The 23,293-nt window shown below is 49.0% G+C and carries 20 protein-coding genes; 7 read left to right on the top strand and 13 right to left on the bottom strand.

The genetic code is table 11. The features are described 5' to 3' along the window. The first annotated feature begins 1 nt into the window (after position 1). Complete coding sequence (locus IMCC21906_RS01585) at positions 2–277, top strand: hypothetical protein (protein WP_047010699.1); 276 nt, start codon at positions 2–4, stop codon at positions 275–277. Positions 278–297: 20 nt separating this feature from the next. Here IMCC21906_RS01585 and IMCC21906_RS16165 read toward each other — a convergent pair whose 3' ends face one another. After that, a complete protein-coding gene (locus IMCC21906_RS16165) occupies positions 298–1,041 on the bottom strand; it encodes a response regulator transcription factor (protein WP_052763306.1) in 744 nt (247 codons plus the stop codon). Positions 1,042–1,420: 379 nt separating this feature from the next. On the opposite strand from IMCC21906_RS16165, the gene IMCC21906_RS01575 reads away from it, so the two are divergent. From IMCC21906_RS01575 to IMCC21906_RS01560, 4 genes are all read left to right on the top strand, one after another. Beyond that, the gene (locus IMCC21906_RS01575; RefSeq protein WP_052763305.1) at positions 1,421–3,853 is read left to right on the top strand and encodes a TonB-dependent receptor; all 2,433 of its coding nucleotides are present in this window, start codon (positions 1,421–1,423) and stop codon (positions 3,851–3,853) included. A gap of 105 nt (positions 3,854–3,958) precedes the next feature. Further along, positions 3,959–4,891 carry a hypothetical protein gene (locus IMCC21906_RS01570; protein WP_047010698.1) on the top strand — a complete coding sequence of 311 codons (933 nt, stop codon included), beginning with the start codon at positions 3,959–3,961 and terminating at the stop codon, positions 4,889–4,891. Between the two features lie 40 nt (positions 4,892–4,931). After that, complete coding sequence (locus tag IMCC21906_RS01565; protein ID WP_231580299.1) at positions 4,932–6,116, top strand: phosphotransferase family protein; 1,185 nt, start codon at positions 4,932–4,934, stop codon at positions 6,114–6,116. Continuing rightward, complete coding sequence (locus IMCC21906_RS01560; RefSeq protein ID WP_047010696.1) at positions 6,106–6,663, top strand: hypothetical protein; 558 nt, start codon at positions 6,106–6,108, stop codon at positions 6,661–6,663. The genes IMCC21906_RS01565 and IMCC21906_RS01560 overlap by 11 nt, the downstream gene beginning before the upstream one ends. A gap of 54 nt (positions 6,664–6,717) precedes the next feature. Here IMCC21906_RS01560 and IMCC21906_RS01555 read toward each other — a convergent pair whose 3' ends face one another. The 4 genes from IMCC21906_RS01555 to IMCC21906_RS01540 form a co-directional block, all read right to left on the bottom strand. Further along, on the bottom strand, positions 6,718–7,887 hold the full coding sequence (locus tag IMCC21906_RS01555; RefSeq protein WP_047010695.1) for a sulfotransferase: 1,170 nt from the start codon (positions 7,885–7,887) through the stop codon (positions 6,718–6,720). A gap of 49 nt (positions 7,888–7,936) precedes the next feature. Then, the gene (locus IMCC21906_RS01550; RefSeq protein WP_047010694.1) at positions 7,937–8,980 is read right to left on the bottom strand and encodes a hypothetical protein; all 1,044 of its coding nucleotides are present in this window, start codon (positions 8,978–8,980) and stop codon (positions 7,937–7,939) included. A gap of 136 nt (positions 8,981–9,116) precedes the next feature. Beyond that, entirely contained in the window at positions 9,117–10,037 is a 921-nt protein-coding gene (locus IMCC21906_RS01545; RefSeq protein WP_047010693.1) for a dienelactone hydrolase family protein, read from the bottom strand. A gap of 28 nt (positions 10,038–10,065) precedes the next feature. Next, complete coding sequence (locus IMCC21906_RS01540) at positions 10,066–12,453, bottom strand: fatty acid cis/trans isomerase (protein ID WP_047010692.1); 2,388 nt, start codon at positions 12,451–12,453, stop codon at positions 10,066–10,068. A gap of 535 nt (positions 12,454–12,988) precedes the next feature. Between IMCC21906_RS01540 and IMCC21906_RS01535 the strand changes: the two genes are divergently transcribed. Then, the gene (locus tag IMCC21906_RS01535) at positions 12,989–13,678 is read left to right on the top strand and encodes a hypothetical protein (RefSeq protein WP_047010691.1); all 690 of its coding nucleotides are present in this window, start codon (positions 12,989–12,991) and stop codon (positions 13,676–13,678) included. Between the two features lie 24 nt (positions 13,679–13,702). Here IMCC21906_RS01535 and IMCC21906_RS01530 read toward each other — a convergent pair whose 3' ends face one another. From IMCC21906_RS01530 to IMCC21906_RS01500, 7 genes are all read right to left on the bottom strand, one after another. Next, entirely contained in the window at positions 13,703–14,062 is a 360-nt protein-coding gene (locus IMCC21906_RS01530) for a VOC family protein (protein WP_047010690.1), read from the bottom strand. 23 nt (positions 14,063–14,085) lie between these two features. Next, positions 14,086–14,439, bottom strand: coding sequence for a glutaredoxin family protein (locus tag IMCC21906_RS16160; RefSeq protein ID WP_052763304.1), 354 nt, complete (start codon positions 14,437–14,439; stop codon positions 14,086–14,088). A 23-nt stretch (positions 14,440–14,462) separates the two neighbouring features. Beyond that, a complete protein-coding gene (locus IMCC21906_RS01520) occupies positions 14,463–15,080 on the bottom strand; it encodes a LysE family translocator (protein ID WP_047010689.1) in 618 nt (205 codons plus the stop codon). 613 nt (positions 15,081–15,693) lie between these two features. Beyond that, positions 15,694–17,565: a fatty acid desaturase gene (locus tag IMCC21906_RS16155; RefSeq protein WP_052763303.1), complete on the bottom strand. Its 1,872-nt coding sequence runs from the start codon at positions 17,563–17,565 to the stop codon at positions 15,694–15,696. Positions 17,566–17,755: 190 nt separating this feature from the next. After that, positions 17,756–19,831 carry an ATP-dependent DNA helicase RecG gene (recG, locus tag IMCC21906_RS01510; protein WP_047010688.1) on the bottom strand — a complete coding sequence of 692 codons (2,076 nt, stop codon included), beginning with the start codon at positions 19,829–19,831 and terminating at the stop codon, positions 17,756–17,758. Next, positions 19,831–20,760, bottom strand: a complete 930-nt coding sequence (locus IMCC21906_RS01505; protein ID WP_047010687.1) for a hydrogen peroxide-inducible genes activator — start codon at positions 20,758–20,760, stop codon at positions 19,831–19,833. The genes recG and IMCC21906_RS01505 overlap by 1 nt, the downstream gene beginning before the upstream one ends. A gap of 54 nt (positions 20,761–20,814) precedes the next feature. Beyond that, positions 20,815–21,813: an NAD(P)H-quinone oxidoreductase gene (locus tag IMCC21906_RS01500; RefSeq protein ID WP_082117301.1), complete on the bottom strand. Its 999-nt coding sequence runs from the start codon at positions 21,811–21,813 to the stop codon at positions 20,815–20,817. 194 nt (positions 21,814–22,007) lie between these two features. Here IMCC21906_RS01500 and IMCC21906_RS01495 point away from each other — a divergent pair, with 194 nt between their 5' ends. After that, the gene (locus tag IMCC21906_RS01495; RefSeq protein ID WP_047010686.1) at positions 22,008–22,859 is read left to right on the top strand and encodes an SDR family oxidoreductase; all 852 of its coding nucleotides are present in this window, start codon (positions 22,008–22,010) and stop codon (positions 22,857–22,859) included. A gap of 20 nt (positions 22,860–22,879) precedes the next feature. Here IMCC21906_RS01495 and IMCC21906_RS01490 read toward each other — a convergent pair whose 3' ends face one another. After that, positions 22,880–23,263 (bottom strand): RidA family protein, encoded by a 384-nt coding sequence (locus IMCC21906_RS01490; RefSeq protein ID WP_047010685.1) that lies wholly within the window; start codon positions 23,261–23,263, stop codon positions 22,880–22,882. Between the last annotated feature and the right edge of the window lie 30 nt (positions 23,264–23,293).

Raw genomic sequence — 23,293 nt, 5'->3', positions numbered from 1 at the left:
TGTGTTGAAACGTTTACTGATTGCGATTTTGTCAGCGGCGGCGGCAATTGTGTTGCTGGCCTTTGCCGCGTCGTTGTTTTTAGATGGAACGCCCAATCAGGCCAGCTACGAGGTTTATGTCGATGCCCAGAATCGCATTTTTATTAATGGCGAGCGGGGTACTGAAGACCGGGTTTACGATCTTGCTGGAGATATGACGATAGATTTTCAGTTTGAGCGCCATCCCGACTCAACCCTGGGCTTTTGTTTTCGTTACCGGGGCTGCTACCGGGATTAGCTTAACGCCTTATATTCTGTTCATGACCTGAGAATAGCAATAAGAGCGGTACGGCTATGCACACCAAATTTTTTGTAAATTCGGCGTAAATGATTCTCTACGGTGTAATAGGATAAGGACAGTGAGTCTGCAATCTGCTTATTACTCTTTCCTTGCAATATCTCAAAAACAACCTGTTGTTCTCTCGGGCTAATGCCCTCGGCGACAGTCTCTAGATCGTGTAGCGGGGAAACCACCACATGATTGTTCTTTAGGGCATTGATTGAATGCTCCAAGATATAATCACTGCTGTCGGAGATCCAATCCTCCATGGCAGATAAGGCTTGCTCAACTTGGAGATTTTTCCGTGGTTGTAGCATCTGCATTCCAATGATTAGTTGCAGATTTTTACTGAGTGGGTGGATCATGCAGGCAGTTTGGCGATAGCCATAATTACCAAGGCCACGCCAATAAATACTGGTAGGGTCGTTAGTGCTAGGCAATTGATTGGATTGGATGTTCTGTTTTGTTTTAACCGCAACTTCTGCGTTTTTAAGTGCGCCGGGCTCGGCCATTTTTTGAAGAAAGGAATCGACTTTGTATAGACGAAGACGATAGTCATCCATTGCCTCTGGCTTGGTATACCGTTGGTATAGAAAATTGACCGCCTGATCATCTTGCTGGCGTTTGTCAAAAATAAACAGCGATATCCCATCAGCCTTAGAACGATGAAGTATCTTTTGGCTGTGACTGTGATTACTGAGTTCAAAATTATAATTGTTCATTGCATAAGGCCTTCTTTATGTAACGAAGAGTATATGACTTAGCGTAAGTAATAATAAGTACTTATACCTACTTAGAATTGACAATATATAATAAATCAATGACTTATAGATATTTTAACTATTATTTCTTTAACACACGGACATAAAAATAACGGATATCCGTCAATATACACAACTCATACTGCTTGCTACTGTGTATCTAGACCCAGCTAATATCTTTTATCGCCAATCAATAAAAGACTATGGCACATAAAAGATCGGATGGTTGGGCTAAATAACTCTAAGTAAAAGATAGTAACAATCCAGCAGCTTTTGGCAGTTTCTAAAAGTACAGATGAGCTATATCAGACCTCTAGCTGCGATAAACAGAGGGTATCACATGAATAACTTTCGTAAAAAGAACCCCATTGTATTGGGTATTGCCAGTGCAGTGATGTTATCTACAAATGTCTATGCTGCACCTGCACTTGAAGAGGTTATCGTTACGGCCAATAAACGAGCAGAAAATATCAACGACGTAGGCCTTTCCATTTCTGCAGTGACCGGCGATCAAATGGCGGAGCAGAAGCTGACCTCTCTGGAAGAGATCACCTCAGTGGTGCCGGGTCTGGTATTCTCCTCAAGCACATCTAATACGCCCATCTTTACGCTTCGTGGTATCGGTTTTAATGAGCAAAGTCTGGGCGCCTATCCGGCAACGAGCCTATATATAGATGAAGCGCCAATGCCGTTTCCCGTGTTGGCCAGCCATGCGGCATATGATCTGGAGAGGGTTGAAGTTTTGAAAGGCCCGCAAGGTATTCTTTTTGGCCAGAATTCAACCGGTGGTGCCATTAACTTTATTACAGCAAAACCCGGTCAAGAGTTTGAAGCTGGCGGGGATGTTTCTATCGGTAACTATTCTCGAAAAGAATTGAATGGTTTTGTGAGTGGTCCAGTTACCGACACCCTGGGCGCGCGTTTTGCGTTCACGTCTTTGCAAGCCGATGAATGGCAAAAAAGTGCCAGCCGGAATGATGAAAACGGCGCCCAGGATTATTTCGCTGGCCGCTTGGTTCTGGAATTTACACCAACTGACCGCTCTAGTTATTTGTTTAATATCAATGCCTGGCAAGATGACAGTGATCCACAAGCCCAGCAATATGTTGCTTATAACCCGGCAATCAAAGTTGATGCTGCCACGGGTAATCCTCCCGGCACATTGGCGGCCATTGAAGCGCAACCTTTTACTGATGAAGACACCGAAGCAGCAGATTGGTCTCCCTTTATTGACCCTTCATCTGAGCGAGATTATTTACAGTTGGTTGGTCGAGGCGATTGGGACCTGAATGATGAGATCACGTTGACGGCCTTAACCACCTATCAGGATTTTGAACAGGAACAGTCCACAGACGGTGATGGTTTGCCATTGGAATTGTTTGACTTGTCTCCCAGCCACGGCGCCATTGATACTTGGATTAGTGAAATCCGTTTGTCGTCGGTTAATGCAACCAGCAAGTGGGTGATTGGGGCTAATTTTGAAGAAAGTAACACCTCTGAAGACCAAACCCTTAACTACATCGACTCTACCAACTACACCGATCAAAACGCCTATATTCACAGAAGCGGTATTGCGTTAGACCAAGAGATTTCAACCTACGCTTTTTTTGGCAACCTAGACTACAGCCTGACTGATCAGCTTACCGTTAAGGTGGGTGCGCGTTATACCGATTCCACCATCGACGTAAATAGTTGCAACTATGCGGCGGCCAATGCACCGGGATCAATTGATGTAGGCGATGGTGCCAACACGGCTACACTGTTTAACACTTTGGGTAATGCTCTAGGCACGGTGCCATTCACACCCATCGGCATCAATGGTTGCTATACCCTCAATGATAATGGTGTACCTGGCGACCCCTATGTTGACGAGCTGAATGAAGACAATGTGTCATGGCGTTTGGGTGCAGACTACATTCTCACCGATGACACACTGGTCTACGTTAACTTCTCCAAGGGGTTTAAATCGGGAAGCTATCCCGCCCTGGCTGCGGCAAACTTTTTCCAGCTGGATCCTGTAACACAGGAATCTGTTCAGGCCTATGAAATTGGTTTTAAAAGCTCATTGAGAGATAACTCTGTACAGCTAAATGCGGCGGCCTTTTATTATGACTATAAAGATAAGCAGCTGAGAACCAAAGTGCTTGATCCTATCTTTGGTTTCCTCGATACCTTGGACAATGTACCCAAAACAGAGATCTACGGTTTTGAAGCGGATGTGACTGCACAGCTAACTGAGCGACTCCGCCTTTCGGCTGCATTTACATACTTGCAATCAGAAGTTAAAGATTATCAAGGTGTGAGCTTTACCAGTGAAGCAGTAACAGATGGCAGTGGTGCCTTGGTATTGGCGACAGGTTTAGAAGACTTCTCTGGCGACCCAATCCCCTTTACGCCTGAGCTGACGTATATGCTGGATGCGGAATATACCATCCCCTTAGCGGGCGGTGCGGATGTCTATGCGGGTGTCAATATCAATGGTCAATCAGAATCGGATGCAGCCTTTGGTGGTAGCCGGCTGAGTTATACCGCCGCACAAATGAGCGCGGGTGCTAAAGCGATTACGCCAAAATTTAACGAGATGGAGGCTTACAGCGTTGTGAATGCACGCTTGGGTTACCGCTCTGAAGATGGAAAATGGCGTGTCACCCTGTGGGGTAAAAACATCTTTGATGAGTATTACACCACCAACGTTATTGCTTCCTCAGATACTTCTGCACGGTTCATCGGTCGCTCAAGAACATTCGGTTTGACGGTAGGTTACAGCTACTAAATCGTTAGAGCGAATCTCTAGTATTAACCTTAGGCGGCTCACCACTCTTTTAGTGAGTCGCCCTTTTTCACTACTTTCAAAGCTTACTGATGCGAGGAGAGAATCATGGCTGAACTTAGCAATGAATATCTGGCAGAAAATATTGAGCGCTATATACCCAACCCTGATATTTATAAGTGGAATCAAAGCTTCTATTTTAATTTTTATGATCGTCACAAAAAAACCGGTGGATTTTTCCGCATAGGAATTTTAGAAAACGTGGGTGAAGTGAATTGCTTTGCCATTTTTTTTCGGGATGGAAAGCCACTTTTTACCCGGGTAAACATGAATCTGCCGTATACCGATCAACGTCTTGATCCAGGTATTACTGTGGCAGGTATGACGATGAAATCTACCAAATCCCAACAAACAGCCATTGTTAAAATTGAAACTGATGATTTCAATGCTGAATTAGAATGGGATCTGATTCACCCCATGGGCGATAGTATTGCGCTCAGTAAAAATGAAGGTGAGGATGCCATCGCCAAAGAATTAACCTATGTGCACCCTGAGGGGTTTTGCAATGTGGTAGGTGATATTCATTTACGCACCGGTGAAACCATTAGCATTAACGATAAAGGCTTTCGTGATCTAAGTGTGGGGCCACGAAACTGGACCGGCTTAATCCACTATCGTCTGGCTTGGCCGATTTTTGACAATGGTGTTGGTTGTGTCGCGGTGCATGGTATTACGACGCAAGGCGACAGCTATCAAAAGATACTTCACGATGGTGAGCGTTGGTTGGCCCTGGAAAAAGTCGAAGAAACGATTACCTACGAAGACGATGACATTGGTTTCAAACATGTTCATTGGAAAGTGTGGGATGAGAACGGCAAGCTCTGGGAATTTACTGGTACACCGCTATTCCGTTGGCAGTTCCCCTATGACTCCTTCATGTTTGTAGAGCAAATGATGGAATACACCCTGGCCGATGGCACTAAAGGGTATGGCATGGGCGAGGGTGGATTTAGTTTTCCCTGGCAGGGAAACGGTAACTAAAGCGATAACAAAAATGGGTGTTAACACCCAAGGCAGGAAAATGATGAAGTCAGCAATGTCGGTAGCACATGACACGCGTTCCACCCTAATGGAACCTAGAATGGCCTATATTCTTGAGCGCAAGCTAAAGCGCAGCAAGCTGGGTCCTTACCAACCCAAAACCGCAGCAGAGATCGAGCAAGCACTGACACGTTTGTTTGAAGCGGAAGGTCTGTCTGAAATAAAAATCAGCGGCGTTAAACGGATGACGGGGGGCGCTTCTAAGGAGCAATTTTTATTTCAATTGCAGCATAGCGAAATGAATCCTGCGCAAAGTTTTGTTTTGCGAATGGATCCCTTAGAAGGCATTGTCGAAACATGTCGCTTGCGTGAAGCCGAATTATTACAGGCCCTATCGGGGCATTTTCCGGTGCCACCTATTTTGGCCATTGACGCAGAAGGCGATTCACTGGGCAATCCGGGTTTGATTACCGGTTTTGTTTCAGGAGTGACTAAACCGAGTAGCCTTGAAGGACAAAGTGTTTCGGGCATTGGTTCCAGTTATGGCCACTATGCCGAGCTTATTGCCCCGCAGTTTTTGGATATTCTGGCTAGGCTTCATTCATGGAATGGTTGGAAAAGCGCTGAACTGCCTAATTATGCCATGCCTAAGCCGAATAGCACGGAAGCAGCTTTGTATCAGGTAAACCTTTGGGCTGAAACCTGGCGACAAGACTGTGTTGAGCCGGTGCCGATGATTACGCTTACAGAACAGTGGTTGCGTGAAAATGCACCTGTATGTGAAGAGCCTTGCTTAGTGCATTGTGATTACCGGGTGGGTAACTTCATGTTTGAAGAGCCCAGCGGCAATATTACGACCATTCTCGATTGGGAGCTGGCGCACTTTGGTGATTTCCATGAAGACCTCGCATGGATTTTACAAAAACTGTTTGGCAGCTGGAATGCGAACGGTCAGTTTCTAGTTTGTGGGTTGATGGAACGCAATAAATTTACAGAAGAGTATCAGCGACTTTCTGGTCGAAAAATAAACCCAGAAGCCTTGCGTTACTACGAAGTATTAAATGCCTGGAAGTGCGCAATTATGGATTTATCCAGCGCGATCATCGCCGGTCAGCGGGGGAATAATCATCAGGACCTGTTGATCACTTGGTTAGGTTCTGCAGGGGCGGTATTTTTAGAGCAAATTGAAAAACTGTTGCGGGAGGAAGTGGCTCATGTTGCCTGATATTTCAAACCGGATAAATAATCTCAGTAAGGCATTGGAAGGCGTTATTATTCCTGCGATTGGCGAAGGCGAAAGCTTTGCGGCCGAACAGGCTGCACTGATGTTAGGGCATTTAAAGATGCTTGATCAGCAGTGGGACAAGGCCTACCTTTACGAGAAGGGTTCTTTTGACAATATGGTGGCTCTGGCAAGTACCTTGAGTCACTACGCCGAGGGCGGGCAGCAAAGCCAGCTGAGCAATAAAACCTTGGTCGATTTATTGGCAAATCTACCTGATATATTACCCCTGACGGTAAGTGCCATTAGTACGCTAATTGCCGACCTGGGGCATGCGGTAGATGCGCTGATTCGTGCGGCTTACAGTGATGGTAGCCCTGAATTTAAAGCTGCGCTGTTTACGACGGTGTTGGACTATAATCGTTGTCAGTCAGCCCGAGAGCGTACCTGGTTTAAAAGCAATAACCTTGATCCGGATGTGAGAGACCTGCCGGATATGGATGACATGCTGAATTCCTCGACGTACCTGTATGAAGGTATTAATCAATAGTTTTTTTGAACTCCGACTGTTATTAATAACAGTCGGAGTTTCCTTTCAGGCAAGTCACGGTAGCTTGCTGACAAATTCAATATAGTTGCTCATTTCTTTTTCAATCCCCTCGGCCGTCAGGCCAAACTCGTCCAGAGAATATTCAAACTTGCCTTTGCTGTGAATAGGGTTGTTGTTATCCCATTGTCGTACGTTTTCTAGCGCTTGTTCAGAGAGGGGTATGCCTGCGTGTTGATAGATGCGTTTAACCACCGCCTCGACATTTGCTACTGCATCTTCAAAAGCAAAATCAAGCATGTTCAGGCCGGGGGTGGTTTTTCGGTTTTGTAAGTGTAGGTTTAGCAGTCCGGCAAGCCCGCTTTGTAAAGCCGCTGGGTCAAGGCGGGCACTATCGAAGGGGGCATGAAAATAGTCTAGTAGTTTACAAATGGAGGGCACTGTACTTAATGGCGTGCGGTGGGTCATGACAATATTGGCATCGGGAAAAACCTTGAGGAGTTCGGGCTCAAAACCATAATAGGTGGGTGCTTTTAGTACCCAGGGTTTGTCTGCACTGGCTAGACCCTGCCATTGAAGGTATTTCAATACGTTTTTCAAAAATTCAAAATTGCTAACCATGCCTGCGGAGCCCAACTCGGCAAACCAGGCGCTGTAACTGTCTACTTCTGAATAGGCAAAAAATGACGGTGCGATCAAACATTGCTCGGTGAGCAGCGAGTCTTCTTCGGCAAGATGGGTTTCAAAATTATGGCCCAGCTTGCTTTCGGGTACGGTCGCGTCAAGCCAGCGGCAGTATGCTTCTGCAGCGTCAATGCGAGTTTGGGGGGATTCATTGCGATCGCCACTGATAAGGGCGGGGTACTGTACTTGCCAAAAAGGCATATAGTTAAAGTCGCCGGTGGAAGACAATACCCGGTGAGTTTTAGTGGTACCGCTTCTTGCCATGCCTAAAATAAAAACGACTTGCTCAATTTTTTCGTCAGAAATCTCCGGATGCGCGGCAAAATCACGCTGCATTCTTAAGCGATTACTCAGCAGCCGAAGTATTTTATTTTGCATGGCAACCGCACCCTCTTTATGCAGTCGGCTGTCATGGTTGAGGGCGTGCAATAAAACCCCCAAGGGCTCAATGGCTTCTTGGTCATGGATATCAACTTGGCTGATGCGTCTTGCTTCGGCCATTAACTCTTCTAGAGTCATGGCAATGAGATAATGCTCGCTCATGGTTTTTCCTATTTTTTATTAGACCAAATAATAATCAGTTATATTGTGGTTAATCGGTCATTGCGCTGTGTTTTAACGGACCGAGTTTGGATACGGGAACGATGCCGGGTGGTGCAGAAATCACATCTTTTATACGGTTAAATAAACAGCCTGCCGTGGTGAGGTCGCTGTCTTTACGGTTGTTAAGCAATTCGTTTCTGGGGTTGCCATCTACCGACCAAAATACATGCTCCACTTCCTCTCTTTGAAAGAGCTTCAGCTCAATCTTGAGCTTGGCAGTTACGCCTTCAGCGGTATTTATCGTGGCGACAATACGCGTGCCGACGCAAACGCCCGCAGCAATTGGTTCGCCCCCCCAGGGGTTATCAATGGCGTCTGAGTAAATAACGGGTTCAATCGTGACATCGGATTGGTTGACGGTGTAACCACTGGCCCATAACACATGCTCAACAATGGTTTTGTAAGAAACCCCAAACGGCGCTTTGTCTAAGCCGCGCTGATAAAAACCATCTTTGCTGAGACCCACGCCGATAAAAGCGGCCTGCTCAAAGGCGGCAACTTGTCCGTGAATGTCGGTGATGCTGCTGTGGTAAAGCGATTTAATGTCAGTGCAGGGGCCAAGGAGTAATATGCCACTCCAGATCCGAGACATGTCCCAGATACCGCCGCCGGTGAAGCTGACTTGATTGCTGAGGGCTAGCGCTTCGAGGGCTTCTGCTCGGTTAGAATCGCAGCCATAGGGAAAGTACGACTCGGAGCCGTGGCAGAGGACATTTATGCCTGCCGATAACAGCCGCTCATGGGCATCGGCGTTAACGCTGAGTAAATTACTCACAGTGACAATGCCGATGTCTGCCGAGAGTTCACGGAAATCCACGGTGTCGCAATCTTGCACGACGACGCCAATGTCTTTACCCAGTTTGGCAAGTGGGCCTAGATCTTTGCCAACTTTGTTACCAGCCCGGTTCACGGCGGCAACAATTGTCCAGCCCCGTTGCAAGGCAAGACGAGCAATATGACAGCCGTATTGGCCGGTGCCGTAAATAACAATGCGGGGGACGGTTTCGGTTGGTTTGTGAGTTGTGATGCTCATGGACTGCCTTCCAGAAAAAATCTGAGAGAGTGTAGCTAAGCTAAGAAGTAAATAATTATATTTTCGTCCGTAGATCAATAGTACAAGCGTTCAGACACGGCCGTTTGCCGTTAACGCCAAGGCTACCGGCTGTCAATCACATGACTAGCGTTTTAACGGTTTTTTCCAGCAAATGCTTTTCAAAAAAATCGAGGGTTCGGGTCCATGCCTGTTCGGCTTCGTCTCTGGCATAGCGGCCGGTGGAGTCGTTGTGAAAACCGTGGTTTATATCGTCATAAGTAAAAGCCCGGTAATTTGCCTTATTGGCTTTTAATGCTGCTTCATAGTCTGGCCAAGTGTTATTAACGCGGGTATCCAAGCCAGCAAATTGCAGCATGAGGGGTCCTTTGACCTTGTCGCGAAGTGCTTCTGCAGGCGGAGTACCATAAAACGCTACGCCAGCATCCAGTTCGTCGGGCATGGATGCCGCCAGCATATTGACGATATAGCCACCAAAACAAAAGCCCACGGCACCGAGTTTAGCACTGCTATTCGGCAGTGCTTTGGCAAATCGAGCGGCGGCAATAAAGTCCTCTTCTAGCTTGGTCTTATCTAGTTCTTTTTGCATAGCACGGCCATCGTCATCATTGCCGGGATAACCGCCGACGGGATAAAGAGCATCGGGGGCAAAAGCAATAAATCCATGTTTTGCCAAGCGTCTTGCTACGTCTTTGATGTAGGGATTAAGGCCACGATTTTCATGTACCACGAGCACTACTGCAGCTTGCTCATTGAGTTCGCTAGGTTGCACCAAATAGCCCTGACATTCGCCATAGCCTTTGGGCGATGAAAATGTCTGGTAGGTAGCTTTAATGCTTGCGTCGTTAAAAGACACTTGCGCTGCCAGCGCATAGTTGGGAATCAATGCAGTGCCTAGCATGCTCATGCTAAACCCCAATGCCGTTAAGCCGCTGAGTTTGGCCAAAAACGTTCGGCGGTCAATCAAGCCATGGGCGTATTCGTCATACCAGTCAAAGGCTTCTTGAGGAATGGGGCGACCCTGGGGATTATGTTCCATTGCTTCTCCAAACACGACATAAGATGTTTTAGCGGTTTTCTAAACGATTGTAATCAAGCAAACCTGAGGTAATGGGTTGGGCTTTTTTAAAGGTTTTATGCAGGGTGTCGCTGAAATCCCAAAACCTTGGGTTACTGCGGCGCACGCCAAAGTGTGTTAGTAAGCTGGCATAGTCTTCTTCGTTGCTTATGTTTTGGAGCTGCTTAACCAAGGTGCTTAGTTCGGCTTTTTTTACGCTTATAAAGACACTGGGATAGGCGCTTGCTATGCCATAGAGCACCGATACCGTATCCCGCTGAGGTTGTCGCCGATCTTCGTCGCCAAACATATGCGATATGTTAGTGTATTTATTGTGGTGCAGCACAGTGTAGTAATGACGCTGTTTTTCGTCGTCTGACTCAATGGCTAAAATAGCACTTTGGGGCAGTCGCGCAATGGCAGCAGCGGGTAAATTCTCTATTGCATCCAAGGCGTCGATAGAGGCTTTGTCTGTAAAGCCATTACTAAGTTCATATTGCGTGGGCTGAACGGTTTTGAGAGTGTGTTTCAGAATCCCGTACAACTCCATTAAGGGGTCGTTGCTGCTGTATTCAATGCCCGAATCAGGTTGAATACGATCCATTTGTACATTGAGGTATTTTTCCAGCACACTCACCGAACCTTGGTACCATTGTTTTCTAACGGCTTGTCGCCGATCTTTTGGGATTAGCAGCAGAAAATCGAACTCCCCTTCCATACGCAAAAAGTCCATATAAATTCGGGTGTTAAGTTGATGGCCGACATTGCCATAAACGTCATAACCGGCGACTAATAAATAGTGGATACGTTCCAGCAGTGGGTAGCTTATTACCCAGGCTGTTTGAGGCTTGTCGCCATGCAGACCTTTGATCACGGTGGCGCTGTCGAAGTGGCGGTAAATTGTTAAGCTGGCATTGTCGTTATCACCGTCGCCATTCCAGATTAGCGAGCGGTCGAGGTCAACGTGATCATCCAATTTGTTTATAAATTGATACTTGGCTTTTAAATACTCTTTTTCTTGCTCGGCGTATTTCATCCAGCGTACTACCGAGGCATTTTCTTCGCTTTCGGCGGGTAGGCCCATGGTTCTTAGAACCTTGCCAAAGTTGGCTTCACTCTCTTTGCCATATTCCAACTCGGGGTTCATAAACGTAACCCAGAAGTGATCGTTAATAACGTTGAGGGCGGTTTGGCCGCGGCAAACCGGGCCTTTGATAAAGCCCATGATGGTGAACGCCGCCTCTTCTAGCATAAAGCGATAGCGAGACCGAAAAGGAATTTGCTTAAACGTTACAAAAGGATTGGCAGCCTTGGCAGGCTCATAAGAGGGCAGTGAGCTGACGCTATAATCCGCATCGATAAACAACGAAGTCCAAAAGTCCATTCGCTCTTTATTCAATTGGTAGGGCAAATGAGCCTTTACTACTAGGGTATCTTGCACAGCGCGCAAGCGGTAATAAACGCGATCTACGCCGGGGTCATCGAAGGGTAATCGGGTACTGATAAGTTTAAGGGGCTTATCGGGTGGCGTAGAGGAACGAACCAGTTCATAAAATTGCGGTGTGCCATCGCTACCCTCCATGGCATCGCTAAAGTACAAATGCGCTAAAAAAAGATGCTCATAAATATAGCGAGACATGAGCTGCGCTTTGGGGCTGTTTTGGTTAAAAAAAGATTCCCAGTGATCGAGAGTTTTCTGCAGCTCGGCAGAGACCGTGGGGGTTTTAGCTTTATAAGGCGCCCCTTCTTCAAGCCAGCGCATTAACAGTGAGTGATCGTGTGAGTCGAGTGCAGGTAAGCCATAGGGCATCCCCCACAGAGGATAATCCTCTAAATAGGAAGCGTATTCTTCTATTTGTGGGCATTGTTGGTCTCGACCCAAGCTAAAATCAAAGCTGTCGGGCAGAATGCCAGAGCTAGGCTGAGGGTGTGCCTGTTTTTGCAGCAACAGTTGGGCCATTAAACCTGCTTCGATATTAGCTTCGGGACTGTCTTCACGTTCATTTAGAACAGGAAAAAACCCTTTCTCTCGCCAGTCACTTACGCTCATACCGTCGGTGTGTAAACGGCTTGGGTCAGCGGCAAAGATACGGGCACCGTCATAAACGGGTGCTTTGCTTCCGCCCCGGGTTAAACCTTCGTAGGAGCCGAGTTTGAGTTGGCAGGGCGAGTCGTAGCAGGCGTGGCAAACAATGCAGCGACTTTCAAGAATAGGTTTAATATCTGCTTGGTAGTCGACACTGCCAGTGGTTTTTGGGGTTTCAAACTGTTCCGCATCTGCGGGCCCAAAGCGGCTATCGAAGTCCATTGCCATATAGGTTGCGCAACCGACCAGTATGAAAAGGAGTAGTGAAAGTGCCGCGTGGCGAAAAGGAGGTTTGCTGCTCCAATGACTCATTGATTAATCCTCAAGTGCTTATTGTCGCCGCAGCGTTTTGATTGGCTTTATACGCCCTGAGCTAATTGTTACATATATCGGCTTGGTGAAAGAAATAACGGTTTGCCGATAAAGTCAGATTATTAATAATACCGATTCACCATAAGTTAAGGCACCTCTGATTAATTTGGTAATGTTTCAACGGAGTCTCTGGCGCGCACTGGCAAGGCGCGATGCGAACGACTGCATGGATGCAGGAGGTAGCGCAACGCAGGAGCAGTTGCCGAGATTAAGGCTGGTTGTCCTTAATGAGCATGGCAACGCAGTCCAGTGTGCGCCAGAGGCCCGCCCCTCGGGGCTTAGCCAAAAACGGCTCAACTGCGTTGCCGCCACTTGAAAGGCAACCAGCATTCCTTCATGTCGGCGCCTTGTTGAGCCGCTTTTGGCTAAGCTTGAGATATCACCGAATTAATCAGAGGTGCCTTAATAAGCTTGAGGCTTTTGCAGCAAATTCGTATTCTTGGGCCGAGTTGAAATATACGAGATGGTAGGGAATATGTTGGGTATCTCTAGAGCGTTGTTGGTGGCGTTGCTTATGCTTGGGCTTAGCGCTGGGTCATTGGCCGAGTCGGCTGCGCTAAGCGAAGCGCAAGTAAAGGATTACCTGCGGACAGAGCTTGAATTGCAGTATTTATTGCGGGACTACAAGGCAAATGCTGATCAATATAAGGATGCTCCGCGCACCTATGCTCTCGCTGAGGCTAGCTACTTACAGAGCAAGGGTTATAGCGTTGATGAGTGGCATGCATTAGAAGCGCGAGTTGTGAATGCGGCCAATATGCTTCAGGAATATGATGACATTCGCCAGGCGCAGGCAAGACGCGCTGAAGATGACCTGCGAATCTGCCAAGAGGCGAAGGAGTACGCTGCCCAGAAGCATAAGTTAGAAGAGGAGCAGCAGCAAAAAGCTGAAGAGATTGCTAAGCAGATGCGTGCGGCGGGCTTGCCTGAGGCGCAAATAAAAGAAATGCTTAGTCAGATACAAGGCATGCCCACTCTTGCAGAGATTCGCACTGAGCAATGTCAAAGCGCTAAGCCAGCGACGGCTCAGTATATGGCTGAAGAGAATCGCTATATTGAGATAACACGTCCCGACTGGCCTGCAGTCAGGCCTTATCTTGATAGCTTTAATCAGTTGGTGAACTGGGCTGCCGGAAACCAGTTATCGCCGCCAGCGTTGGAGTAACCGGCTGTGTTTTTTGGCTGGGTGCTAAACCTCGGGCTCTGACCACACCGCAAGCTCATTGCCGCTGGGTTCTTTAAAATGAAAGCGGCGACCACCGGGGAATGAAAAAATTGGTTTGATTACTTCGCCTCCCGCGGCAATGACCTTCGCCAAGGTATTTTCAATTTGTTGGCTATAGAACACCACGAGTACTGCGCCGGTTTCGGTGTTGCTTGCCAACGGTGAACGGAAAAATCCTCCCTCTATGCCCGGTGCTGAAAAGGTCGTGTAATCCGGTCCGTAATCTGTAAATGACCAAGCGAACACCGAGCTAAAAAACTGCTTGCTGGCGTCTAAATCCCGGACGGGAAATTGAAGATAATTAATAGTCTCATGCGCGGGCATGGTATTTCTCCAAAGAGATGGGGTTAGCCGTCATTCTGGTATGACTGCAATGTGGATATAGAGGGGTTGTTCGGCAGTATATAACCGTAGGCATCAAAAATAGGTGTGCCATAACCTTTGGCAGGCAGACCCGATAGCGTCAGTTTTTTATCCAGTTCTTCTCGTCGGTTCTGATCAACATCAATAAAATATTCTTGGTAAGGAATACCTGCCGCTTCTAAAGCTTTGGCTTTTTGCTTGCAATAACCGCAGGTAGTGAGGGAATACATAATGAGTTGTTTATGCTTTTTACCGCTAAATGCCGCAGGGGCTGGTTGCTTGTTCAAAAACAGAAAATAACCGCCAATGAGCAGGGCAAAGACGAGAAGGTATTTCATAGGGCCTCATTTTTAAAATGGTTCTAGGCTTTCATTATAAGATAGCCGCCGGCGGTAATCATAACGCCGCCAGTGGCTCGCTGAATAAAATGAGTTTTGGTACTACCGCAGCTGAGGGATGTTATTTTTTGCGCGCCATAGGCATAGCCGAGTTTGATGCCGCCAACCGCAATCAAGCTGATGAATATGATCCATGAAATGTCGACTGCACTGAGTGTTGTTACGTCGATAAAGGCAGGAAACAGGCTGGCGTAAAACAATATGGCTTTAACGTCTCCTAGCGTCAGCATTAAACCGGCAATGAAACTGGTTGATAAGTTGACCAGCGGCGCACCTGCAGGCCGATGTGGTGTGGCTGGCTTGGACCGCAGTAGCTGGATACCCCAAAGAATGAGGTAGCCTCCAGCGAGATATCGGAGAATCAAAAATAACTCACCCATGGCCTCAGCCAAGGCCGACAATCCCAACAGCGCGAGCATGATAAAAACAAGGTCGCCCAACACAATACCGGCGGTAACCGCTGCGCCGTTGGCAAATCCCTTCGTAGAGGCACGGCTGACAACCAGTGCAACGCTGGTGCTGGGGATTAACGCCAACAGCGTCATCGCAGCAAAAAGATTAAGCAGTTCAAGTGGACTCATGGTCGTGTCCAAAAGCGTAATGGCTAAAAGAATGAGAGATTACAATAATCGGGGTTGCTGTTATTTAGTGTATACGGTTTTAGTTATTGTGGAATTAGACGGGGTGACGATCTGGTGAATAATCATTGAAGTAAACCCTGAGCTCCATGCTGGATCCCGGATCGCTAAACGCGTCCGGGATGACATAGGGAGGAACGATGCACCTATGTCGTCATACCGGCCCCCGAGCCGGTATCCAGCAAACCACCGAGCGTGATACATATGCCGTGCTTGCCGCGAACATCGAGCCGCTGGATCCCGGATCGCTAAACGCGTCCGGGATGACACAGGGAGGAGCGATGCACCTATACCGTCATACCGGCCCCCGAGTCGGTATCCAGTAAACCACCGAGCGTGATACATACGCCGTGCTTGCCGCGAACACCGAGCCGCTGGATCCCTCATCGCTAACGCGTCCGGGATGACAAGGTGTGGGGGGATTACCCGGGATGACAAGGGGCTGCAATGCTTCTGTGCCCGTTATAGTTTTTAAGGCTCCAAACGAAAGCGCTCCCCAGCCTTTCGGTCTGGGGAGCGCAATGTTGAGTCGCTTGAAGAATCGAATTTAGTCGATTTACAACTCCACGCTCAAGCGGTCACCTTTGGCACGAGATACACACATACACATAGCAGTGTTTGAGGATTTCTCGCTTTCTGACAGGAATGCATCCCGGTGATCGACTTCACCTTCCACTACGGTGGTGATGCACGTTCCGCAGGTGCCTTGCATGCAGGCATAGGCGGGTTCAACACCGGAATGTTGGAGTGCGTCCAAAATGGATTGATCGGCCTTAACCTCGATTTCTTTGTTGGTTTTGGTTAAGTGCAAGGTGAAGGGGTGATTCTCCACATCTTTAGCAATTGGTGCGGCAAAGGATTCGATGCGGATGTTTTCATCCTTCCAACCCAAACCAATGGCTGACTCACGCAACCAGTTCATAAAGCCACCCGGGCCACAGATATAGACCTGAGTGCCTTCGCCGGGGTTGGCAAGAACCTTCTCTGGTGACAGGGCGCTACGGCCATTGTCTTGATCCAAATGAATGTGCACATGCTTGGCTAAACGGCTTACGCTCAGCTCTTCTTGGAAGGGCACGGCGTCTTCGTTGCGGGCACAAACATGCAGTTCAAAGTCTTTATTCAGTCGAATCAGGCGATGGGCCATGGCCAGCATTGGGGTAATGCCAATACCGCCAGCAACCAGAATAAAGCGTGTGGCGTTTTCGTACAGCATGAAGTTGTTCTTAGGTGGTCCAATTTTGATGACCTGACCTTCTGTTAACTCATGCATGGCGCGTGAACCGCCGCGACCGTTATCTTCGCGTTTAACGGCGATGCGGTAGCGGTTGGTTACTTCATCATGTGAGACCAGTGAATACTGACGGATGAGGCCGTCGGCAATATAGACATCCATATGCGCGCCAGCGGCGCCTTCGGGTAATAAGGTGTCGCTGTCAGTGGGTTCAAACTCAAAGGAGCGAATACCTTCACCCACTTCTTTGATGCTGACAACCCGGACGTCTACAGGCGCGAAGGCTTCTGCGCCCGGCACATAAATAGGCTCTGGAGCGGGCTTCAGCCAACCACGCTGGGGAATAGGCTGCTTGTGCAGAATGCCGTTTGCCAGTTCCCACACCCGACGGTAGCGGTACCAAGGCAGATGCGGCAGCAGGTGGTGAATATGGTGGTTTTCCTGACCAAACATCAAGCCGCGCAGCGGTGAACTCTCGTAAATATGCACCGTTGACTGGAATGGCTCTTTCTCCCAAGTCATGCCGTGGGGGTGTTGGATATGGGCAAAAGTGTAGGCAACCAAACCCAGGCCCAAGCGTTGCGGCACTACATAAAGAAGTAAAAACTCTGCCCAGTAAGGCGATAGCAGGAAGGCCGCATGCAGACCAACTACGGTCGCAATCATCACATAGACATACATTTTGATGCGGGGCGACCAGTTATCCCGGCCGTGTTTAAAGAACCACGTCAGCCAGTGAATATCGGTAAACATCAGGTAAGACAAGCCCGCCCACTTGGGAACATTGACCAGTCCGCAATCGGGGTCGCGACCATCTTGGCCCACATAGCGATGGTGGTCCATGTGAATAGCGCGGAAGGCGGGCATATTCATACCCGGCAGCAGAATTTGTCCGGCGGCGGTACCAAGCAAGTCGTTGACAAAACTATCTGATGACACGGCCCGGTGAGAGGCGTCGTGCATGGGCGTAAAGGCCAGGAACACCGCGACAATGTTAAAGGGAATTGCCAGCCACCAAGGAATGGTGCCGGTTAAATACCAATAACAGCTGAGCGTGAAGATGCTCAGGCACGCAAGAGTCAGAAAAGTTTGAGGAATATCATACTTATCCATGCGCATCACGTTTTTATAGCGAGGATCATGGGTGATCTGGTTCAGAACTTCTCGAACAGATTGATTGGTAGTGACAGTCATAGTGAAAGCCTGCGAGTATTATTTGATTATGTTTTGAAATTAAAACAATGTTGGCGCTTTCTGATTAGGATAAGCGCTGTTTCGGATCAAAGGCAAATGCCAAGATTAGGTAAAGTATAGCAAATTGAGGCAAAAATACATATTAAATATATGAGTTATGCGTAATTGATATTATTAGCTGGTTAAAAACCTATACAGATGCATATAGGGTTTTGTCTGACAGCCAGCGGTCAATAAGCGGCGAGGCATTTTCCGGTTGATAGTCGAGTATCCATTGAGCGGCCTCTTTGACACTATCTAGCAATGCATCGTCGCGCTGTAAGTCAGCAATTCTAAAACTCATCAGACCGGTTTGCTTTGTGCCCAGCACTTCGCCGGGGCCGCGTAATTGCAGGTCTTGCTCTGCAATGACAAAGCCGTCGTTACTGTCACGCAGGGCCGATAAGCGTTGGCGTCCATTGCGGGATAGTGGTGCTTGATACAGCAGTACGCAATAACTTTGCAGGCTGCCACGGCCGACTCGGCCTCTGAGCTGATGGAGTTGGGCCAGGCCCAGCCGCTCGGCATTTTCAATGATCATTAATGAGGCATTGGGGACGTCGACCCCGACTTCAATAACGGTGGTGGCTACCAATAAGTCGATTTTGGCAGCTTTAAAGTCAGCCATCACCTGAGCCTTTTCGGCGGGCTTCATGCGGCCGTGAACAAGGCTGACGTTGAGGTCGGGGAGGGTATTTTTTAATTGCTCCCAGCTTGCTTCGGCGGCCTGGGCTTGTAACTTGTCGGATTCTTCAATCAAGGTGCACACCCAATACGCTTGCTGGCCTTGTTGGCAGACCGCTTGCAAGCGTTGCATGATGTGTTCGCGGCGATTGTTGTCTAGTACCACAGTGGTGACGGGGGTTCTGCCCGGAGGCAGCTCGTCGATCACGGAGGTATCGAGGTCGGCGTAGGCGGTCATCGCCAAGGTTCTGGGAATGGGGGTGGCCGTCATAATTAATTGATGGGGCTGGCCCAGGTCTGCGCCGGATTTTTGCCTAAGGGCCAATCGTTGGTGCACGCCAAAGCGATGTTGCTCGTCGACAATGACCAACCCCAGCTTGGCAAAGCTGACTTCATCTTGAAATAGGGCATGGGTCCCCACCGCGACATGGGCGCTGTGCTCGGCAATGGCGTGGTTCTGTTCGCGTTTAGCTTTGGCCCCCAGCTTGCCGCTTAACCACGCGACGTTTAAACCCAAGGGAAGCAACCAGTCAGAAAAACTTTGATAATGCTGTTCTGCCAAAATCTCGGTGGGAGCCATAATCGCCACTTGGTAGCCGCTAGCTACCGCTCGCAGTGCGGCTAGTGCTGCCACCACGGTTTTACCGCTACCAACATCGCCTTGAATAAGCCTGAGCATGGGGCTGGGGCTGGCGAGGTCTTGGCTAATCTCCAGGTTGACGCGTTTCTGAGCCCCGGTCAGTTTAAAGCCGAGATTTTTAAGAAACTCCTTTTGCAGGTTTTTACCTTCGGTCATAGCAGGCGCGCCAAACTGTCTGGTTTCTTTGCGCAGCTCTTGCAAAGCGAGGTTGTGGGCGAGTAGCTCTTCAAAGGCTAAGCGCTGTTGTGCGGGATGCAGCCCGTCCTGTAATTGGCTGAGCGAGGCGTCGGTAGGAGGGTGGTGCAGGTAGCGCAGGGCATCGGCCAGCGACCAGCGGCCGGGCTGCACGCGGTTTGGTAGCCATTCCGTTACGACATGGGTGTCTAATATCGCAAGTGCCTGATCGCAAAGTTTGCGTAGGCTGGCTTGGCCTAAACCCTCGGTGGTGGGGTAAATAGGTGTGAGGCGCTCCTCAACTGGCATGCTGTCTTCGGTTTGTAGCACGGTGTATTCGGGGTGGTAGAACTCAAGGCCGCTACCACCGCGTCGAGCGGCACCGTAGCAGCGTACTCTGGCACCGTTGCTGAGTTGCTGTTTTTGCGCGGCGCTAAAATGAAAAAAACGCAGGGTGGTGGTGCCGGTGCCATCTTGCAGTCGGCACACCAAGCTACGGCGGCGGCCAAAGACTATATCGGCGCCGGCCACGCTGCCTTCAATCACCACATCATCGCCAAGGCGAACAGCGCCAATGGGGGTGATGCGGGTACGGTCTTGGTAGCGCAGGGGTAAATGGAACAGCAGGTCTTGCACAGTCTTTATGCCACAGTTTGTCAGCTTATCCCGCAATCGCGGGCCAACGCCCTTTAATTGCAAGACACTAATATTGTGTAATGGATCTGACATCAGGCGGCGGTGGCTGTAGCGAGCCCCGGTGCGGCGGCTTTGATGGCTTGGCTAACCACGTCGATGGCTTGGTGCCGAGGAAAGCTGCTACGCCACGCTAAGGCCACGGTTCTATAGGGTGGTTTTTCAAAGGGTCGGGTACAGAGTACCCCTTGGCCATAAGGCGCTACTTGGGCAGCGGACATGGGCAAAATAGTGATGCCTAGCTTGGATACCACCATATGTTTCAGGGTTTCTAGGGAGCTGCCTTCAACGACGGATTGCAATAGTCGCTCATCTCGCGTGGCGTGTTTGCGCAGGTTGGGACAAGCCGCCATGACCTGATCTCGAAAGCAGTGTCCTTCGCCTAGCAATAGCACATTCTCTCTTTCCAGATCTTTATTGTTGATGGCGGTCTTTTTGGCTAGCGGGTGGTCGCAGGGTAGCAATACAACAAAGGGTTCGTCATAGAGTGGTTGGGTTACCACCTCGGCTTCGTTAAAAGGCAGGGCGATGACGATGGCATCTAGCTTGCCATTGCGGAGTTTTTCTCTAAGTACGCTGGTGTAATCTTCCTCAATGTAGAGTGGCATGTCGGGTGCTTCGCCACGAATAACGGGTACGCAGCGCGGATAGAGGTAGGGGCCAACAGTGTGGATCGCGCCCAGTGACAGTGGCGCACCTAGTGGATCGCGGCCCTGTTCGGCCAGCTCATAAATTCGATCGCTTTGCTGTAATACAACTTGCGCTTGGCGAAGTATTTGCTCGCCAATAGGCGTATTTTTAACCTGCCCCCGGCTGCGTTCAAACAGGGAAACACCAAGCTCGTCTTCCAGTTTTTTTACCGCAACGCTAAGTGTGGGCTGGCTGACAAAACACTTTTCGGCAGCTTTGCCAAAATGGCCAGTATCCTGCAGTGCCAAAATATAGCGCAATTCAGTGAGCGTCATCGAAAATTCCAAAGCAATAGAATTTGACTATAATAGCGCCTCGAACAAGACAATTCAGTGATTGATTTCCACAATGATTTTGCCAATATGCTCGCTGCTTTCCATTCGGGCATGGGCTTTTTCGATGTCTTCAAAGGCATACACGCTGTCAATTTTGGGCAGCACTTCACCGCTGGCAATCAGGGGCCAGACTTGTTCTTCAAGCTCTTTGGCAATACTGGCCTTTTGGCTGGCGTTTTGAGCCCGCAGCGTTGATGCCGTCAGGGTAAGCCGTTTCATTAGCACCGGTAGAAAATTAATTTGGGATTTAGCGCCCTGCTGAAATGCGATATTGACGATGCGTCCGTCCAGTGTGGCCAGCTCCAGATTTTTTTGAATATACTCGCCGCCCACCATATCTAAAATAACGTCCATGCCCCGGCCATTGGTGGCATCTTGTAATACACTGACAAAATCTTCGGTTTTGTAATTTACGGCATGGAGTGCGCCCAATTCTTCGCAGGCTGCGCATTTTTCTGCACTGCCTGCGGTGGCGTAAACTCGTGCGCCCATCGCTTTAGCCAGTGGAATAGCGGCGCTGCCGATGCCGCTGCTACCACCGTGGATCAGTACGTTTTCTCCTGCTTCTAACTTGCCTCGTTGAAACACATTATGCCAAACCGTAAAAAACACTTCCGGCAGGGCTGCGGCCTGAGTGAGGGTGAGCCCTTTGGGAATGGGCAAACATTGCCGGGCGGGGAGCACTGTAAAATCGGCATAGCCGCCGCCATTGCAAAGACCGCAAAGTAGATCGCCCTTTTTCCAGCGCTTTACGTCTTTGCCTACGGCAATGACTTCTCCCGACACTTCCAGCCCCAAAATTGGGCTGGCTCCTTTTGGGGCGGGATACTTTCCCTGCCGCTGCATCAGGTCTGGGCGGTTGACCCCGGCTGCAAAGACCTTGAGCAGTACCTCGTCGGCGGCAGGTTCTGGCAGTGCTTCGCTGCCAATGGACAGGCTTCGGTTATTGCTGTCGACCAGTACGACACGACGACTTTTGCTATTGTTGGGCATTTTAGCTCCACGGGTGTAGATGAAATTTGTTAAGCTCGGTTGGCTATTGTTTGTGAACTTTCGATTAGTAACAACGCTGGTGTATCGGTTGGCAAAGGTTTGTTGAATCTGCCAAAGTTTACGCTAGTGTGCAATTAACACATTGCATACCAAATATATTTATCCAATGTTCTGCTACAGGGATCGCTTTATTAATGGCACAAAATAGTCTTCTTATTGTGGGTTGCGGCGATATTGGTTCTGGGCTAGCGAAATATTTTTTGGCTAAGAATTGGCGCGTTATAGGTTTGCGTCGCAATTGCGATGCTTTGCCAGAAGGCGTCGAGCCGCTTGAGGCCGATATTAGCAGTGCAGAGTCTATGGCCCGCTTGGGCAAATTAAAAGCCGATTATGTGGTGATGACGCTGACACCGCAAAGCTATCGCCCAGAAGGCTATGAGACTATTTTTGAGCAAGGTCTTGATCACGTCTTGCATGCTCTTAGTGCACCCAAGCAATTACTTTTTGTTACCAGTACAGGGGTTTATGACCAGCACGATCACGAGTGGATTGACGAAGAGAGTGACACGATTCCCCGGCGTTTCTCCGGTCAAAGTTTATTGGCGGCAGAGCAGCGTATTGCAGCTACCGGCTGGCCATATAGCGTAGTGCGTTTTGGTGGCATATACGGGCCAGGGCGCTTGCAGATGATAAATAAAGTGATTGATGGTGAATGCGCGCCACCTGAGCCAGAGCATTTCACCAATCGCATTCACCGCGATGACTGTGTTGGCTTTCTTGCTTTCTTGCTGGAAAAAGCTGAAGCCGGAGAAAAGGTTGAGGCCTGTTATTTGGGGGTAGATGATGAGCCAGCCAGTATTCAAGATGTTCAGTCGTGGTTGGCTGATTTGTTGCGGGTGGAGTATCGCGCCGATGGCGAAGCAGTAAAGCGCACCGGTAGCAAACGTTGTTCTAATAAGCGATTAAGAGACAGTGGCTATCAGCTGAAATACCCCAACTTTCGAAGTGGTTTTCAAGAAATGATAAAGGACCTTCGCCAAGCCTAAGACTTGGCGAAAACGTTTTTTTACAGGCTTAAAATGACTTCCACTTCAATCATTGAGCCTTTAGGCAGCGCGGCAACCTGTACACAGGCGCGGGCAGGGAAGGGCTGCTTAAACACACTGGCCATCACCTCGTTGACCTGAGTGAAATCTCCTAAATCGGTCAAAGAAATATTCACTTTTACCGCATCGTCCAAACTGCCGCCTGCTGCCGCAGCCACTGCAGAAAGGTTGGCAAAAACTTGTTTGGCTTGTTCTACCACACCGCCTTCTACCATTTGCATGGTTGCCGGGATCAGGGGGATTTGCCCCGAGAGGTAGACCGTATCGCCAACTTTAACCGCTTGCGAATAGGGTCCAATGGCGGCGGGGGCATTGTCGGTGCTGATGATTTCTTTCTTGCTCAAGGGGCGCTCCTTTTTATGAGATGGTAAAGG

Origin of the sequence: Spongiibacter sp. IMCC21906, assembly GCF_001010805.1 — a bacterium.
GTDB lineage: Bacteria > Pseudomonadota > Gammaproteobacteria > Pseudomonadales > Spongiibacteraceae > Spongiibacter.
The sequence above is the reverse complement of the archived record's forward strand: the minus strand, read 5'-3'. Positions and strand labels throughout refer to the sequence as shown.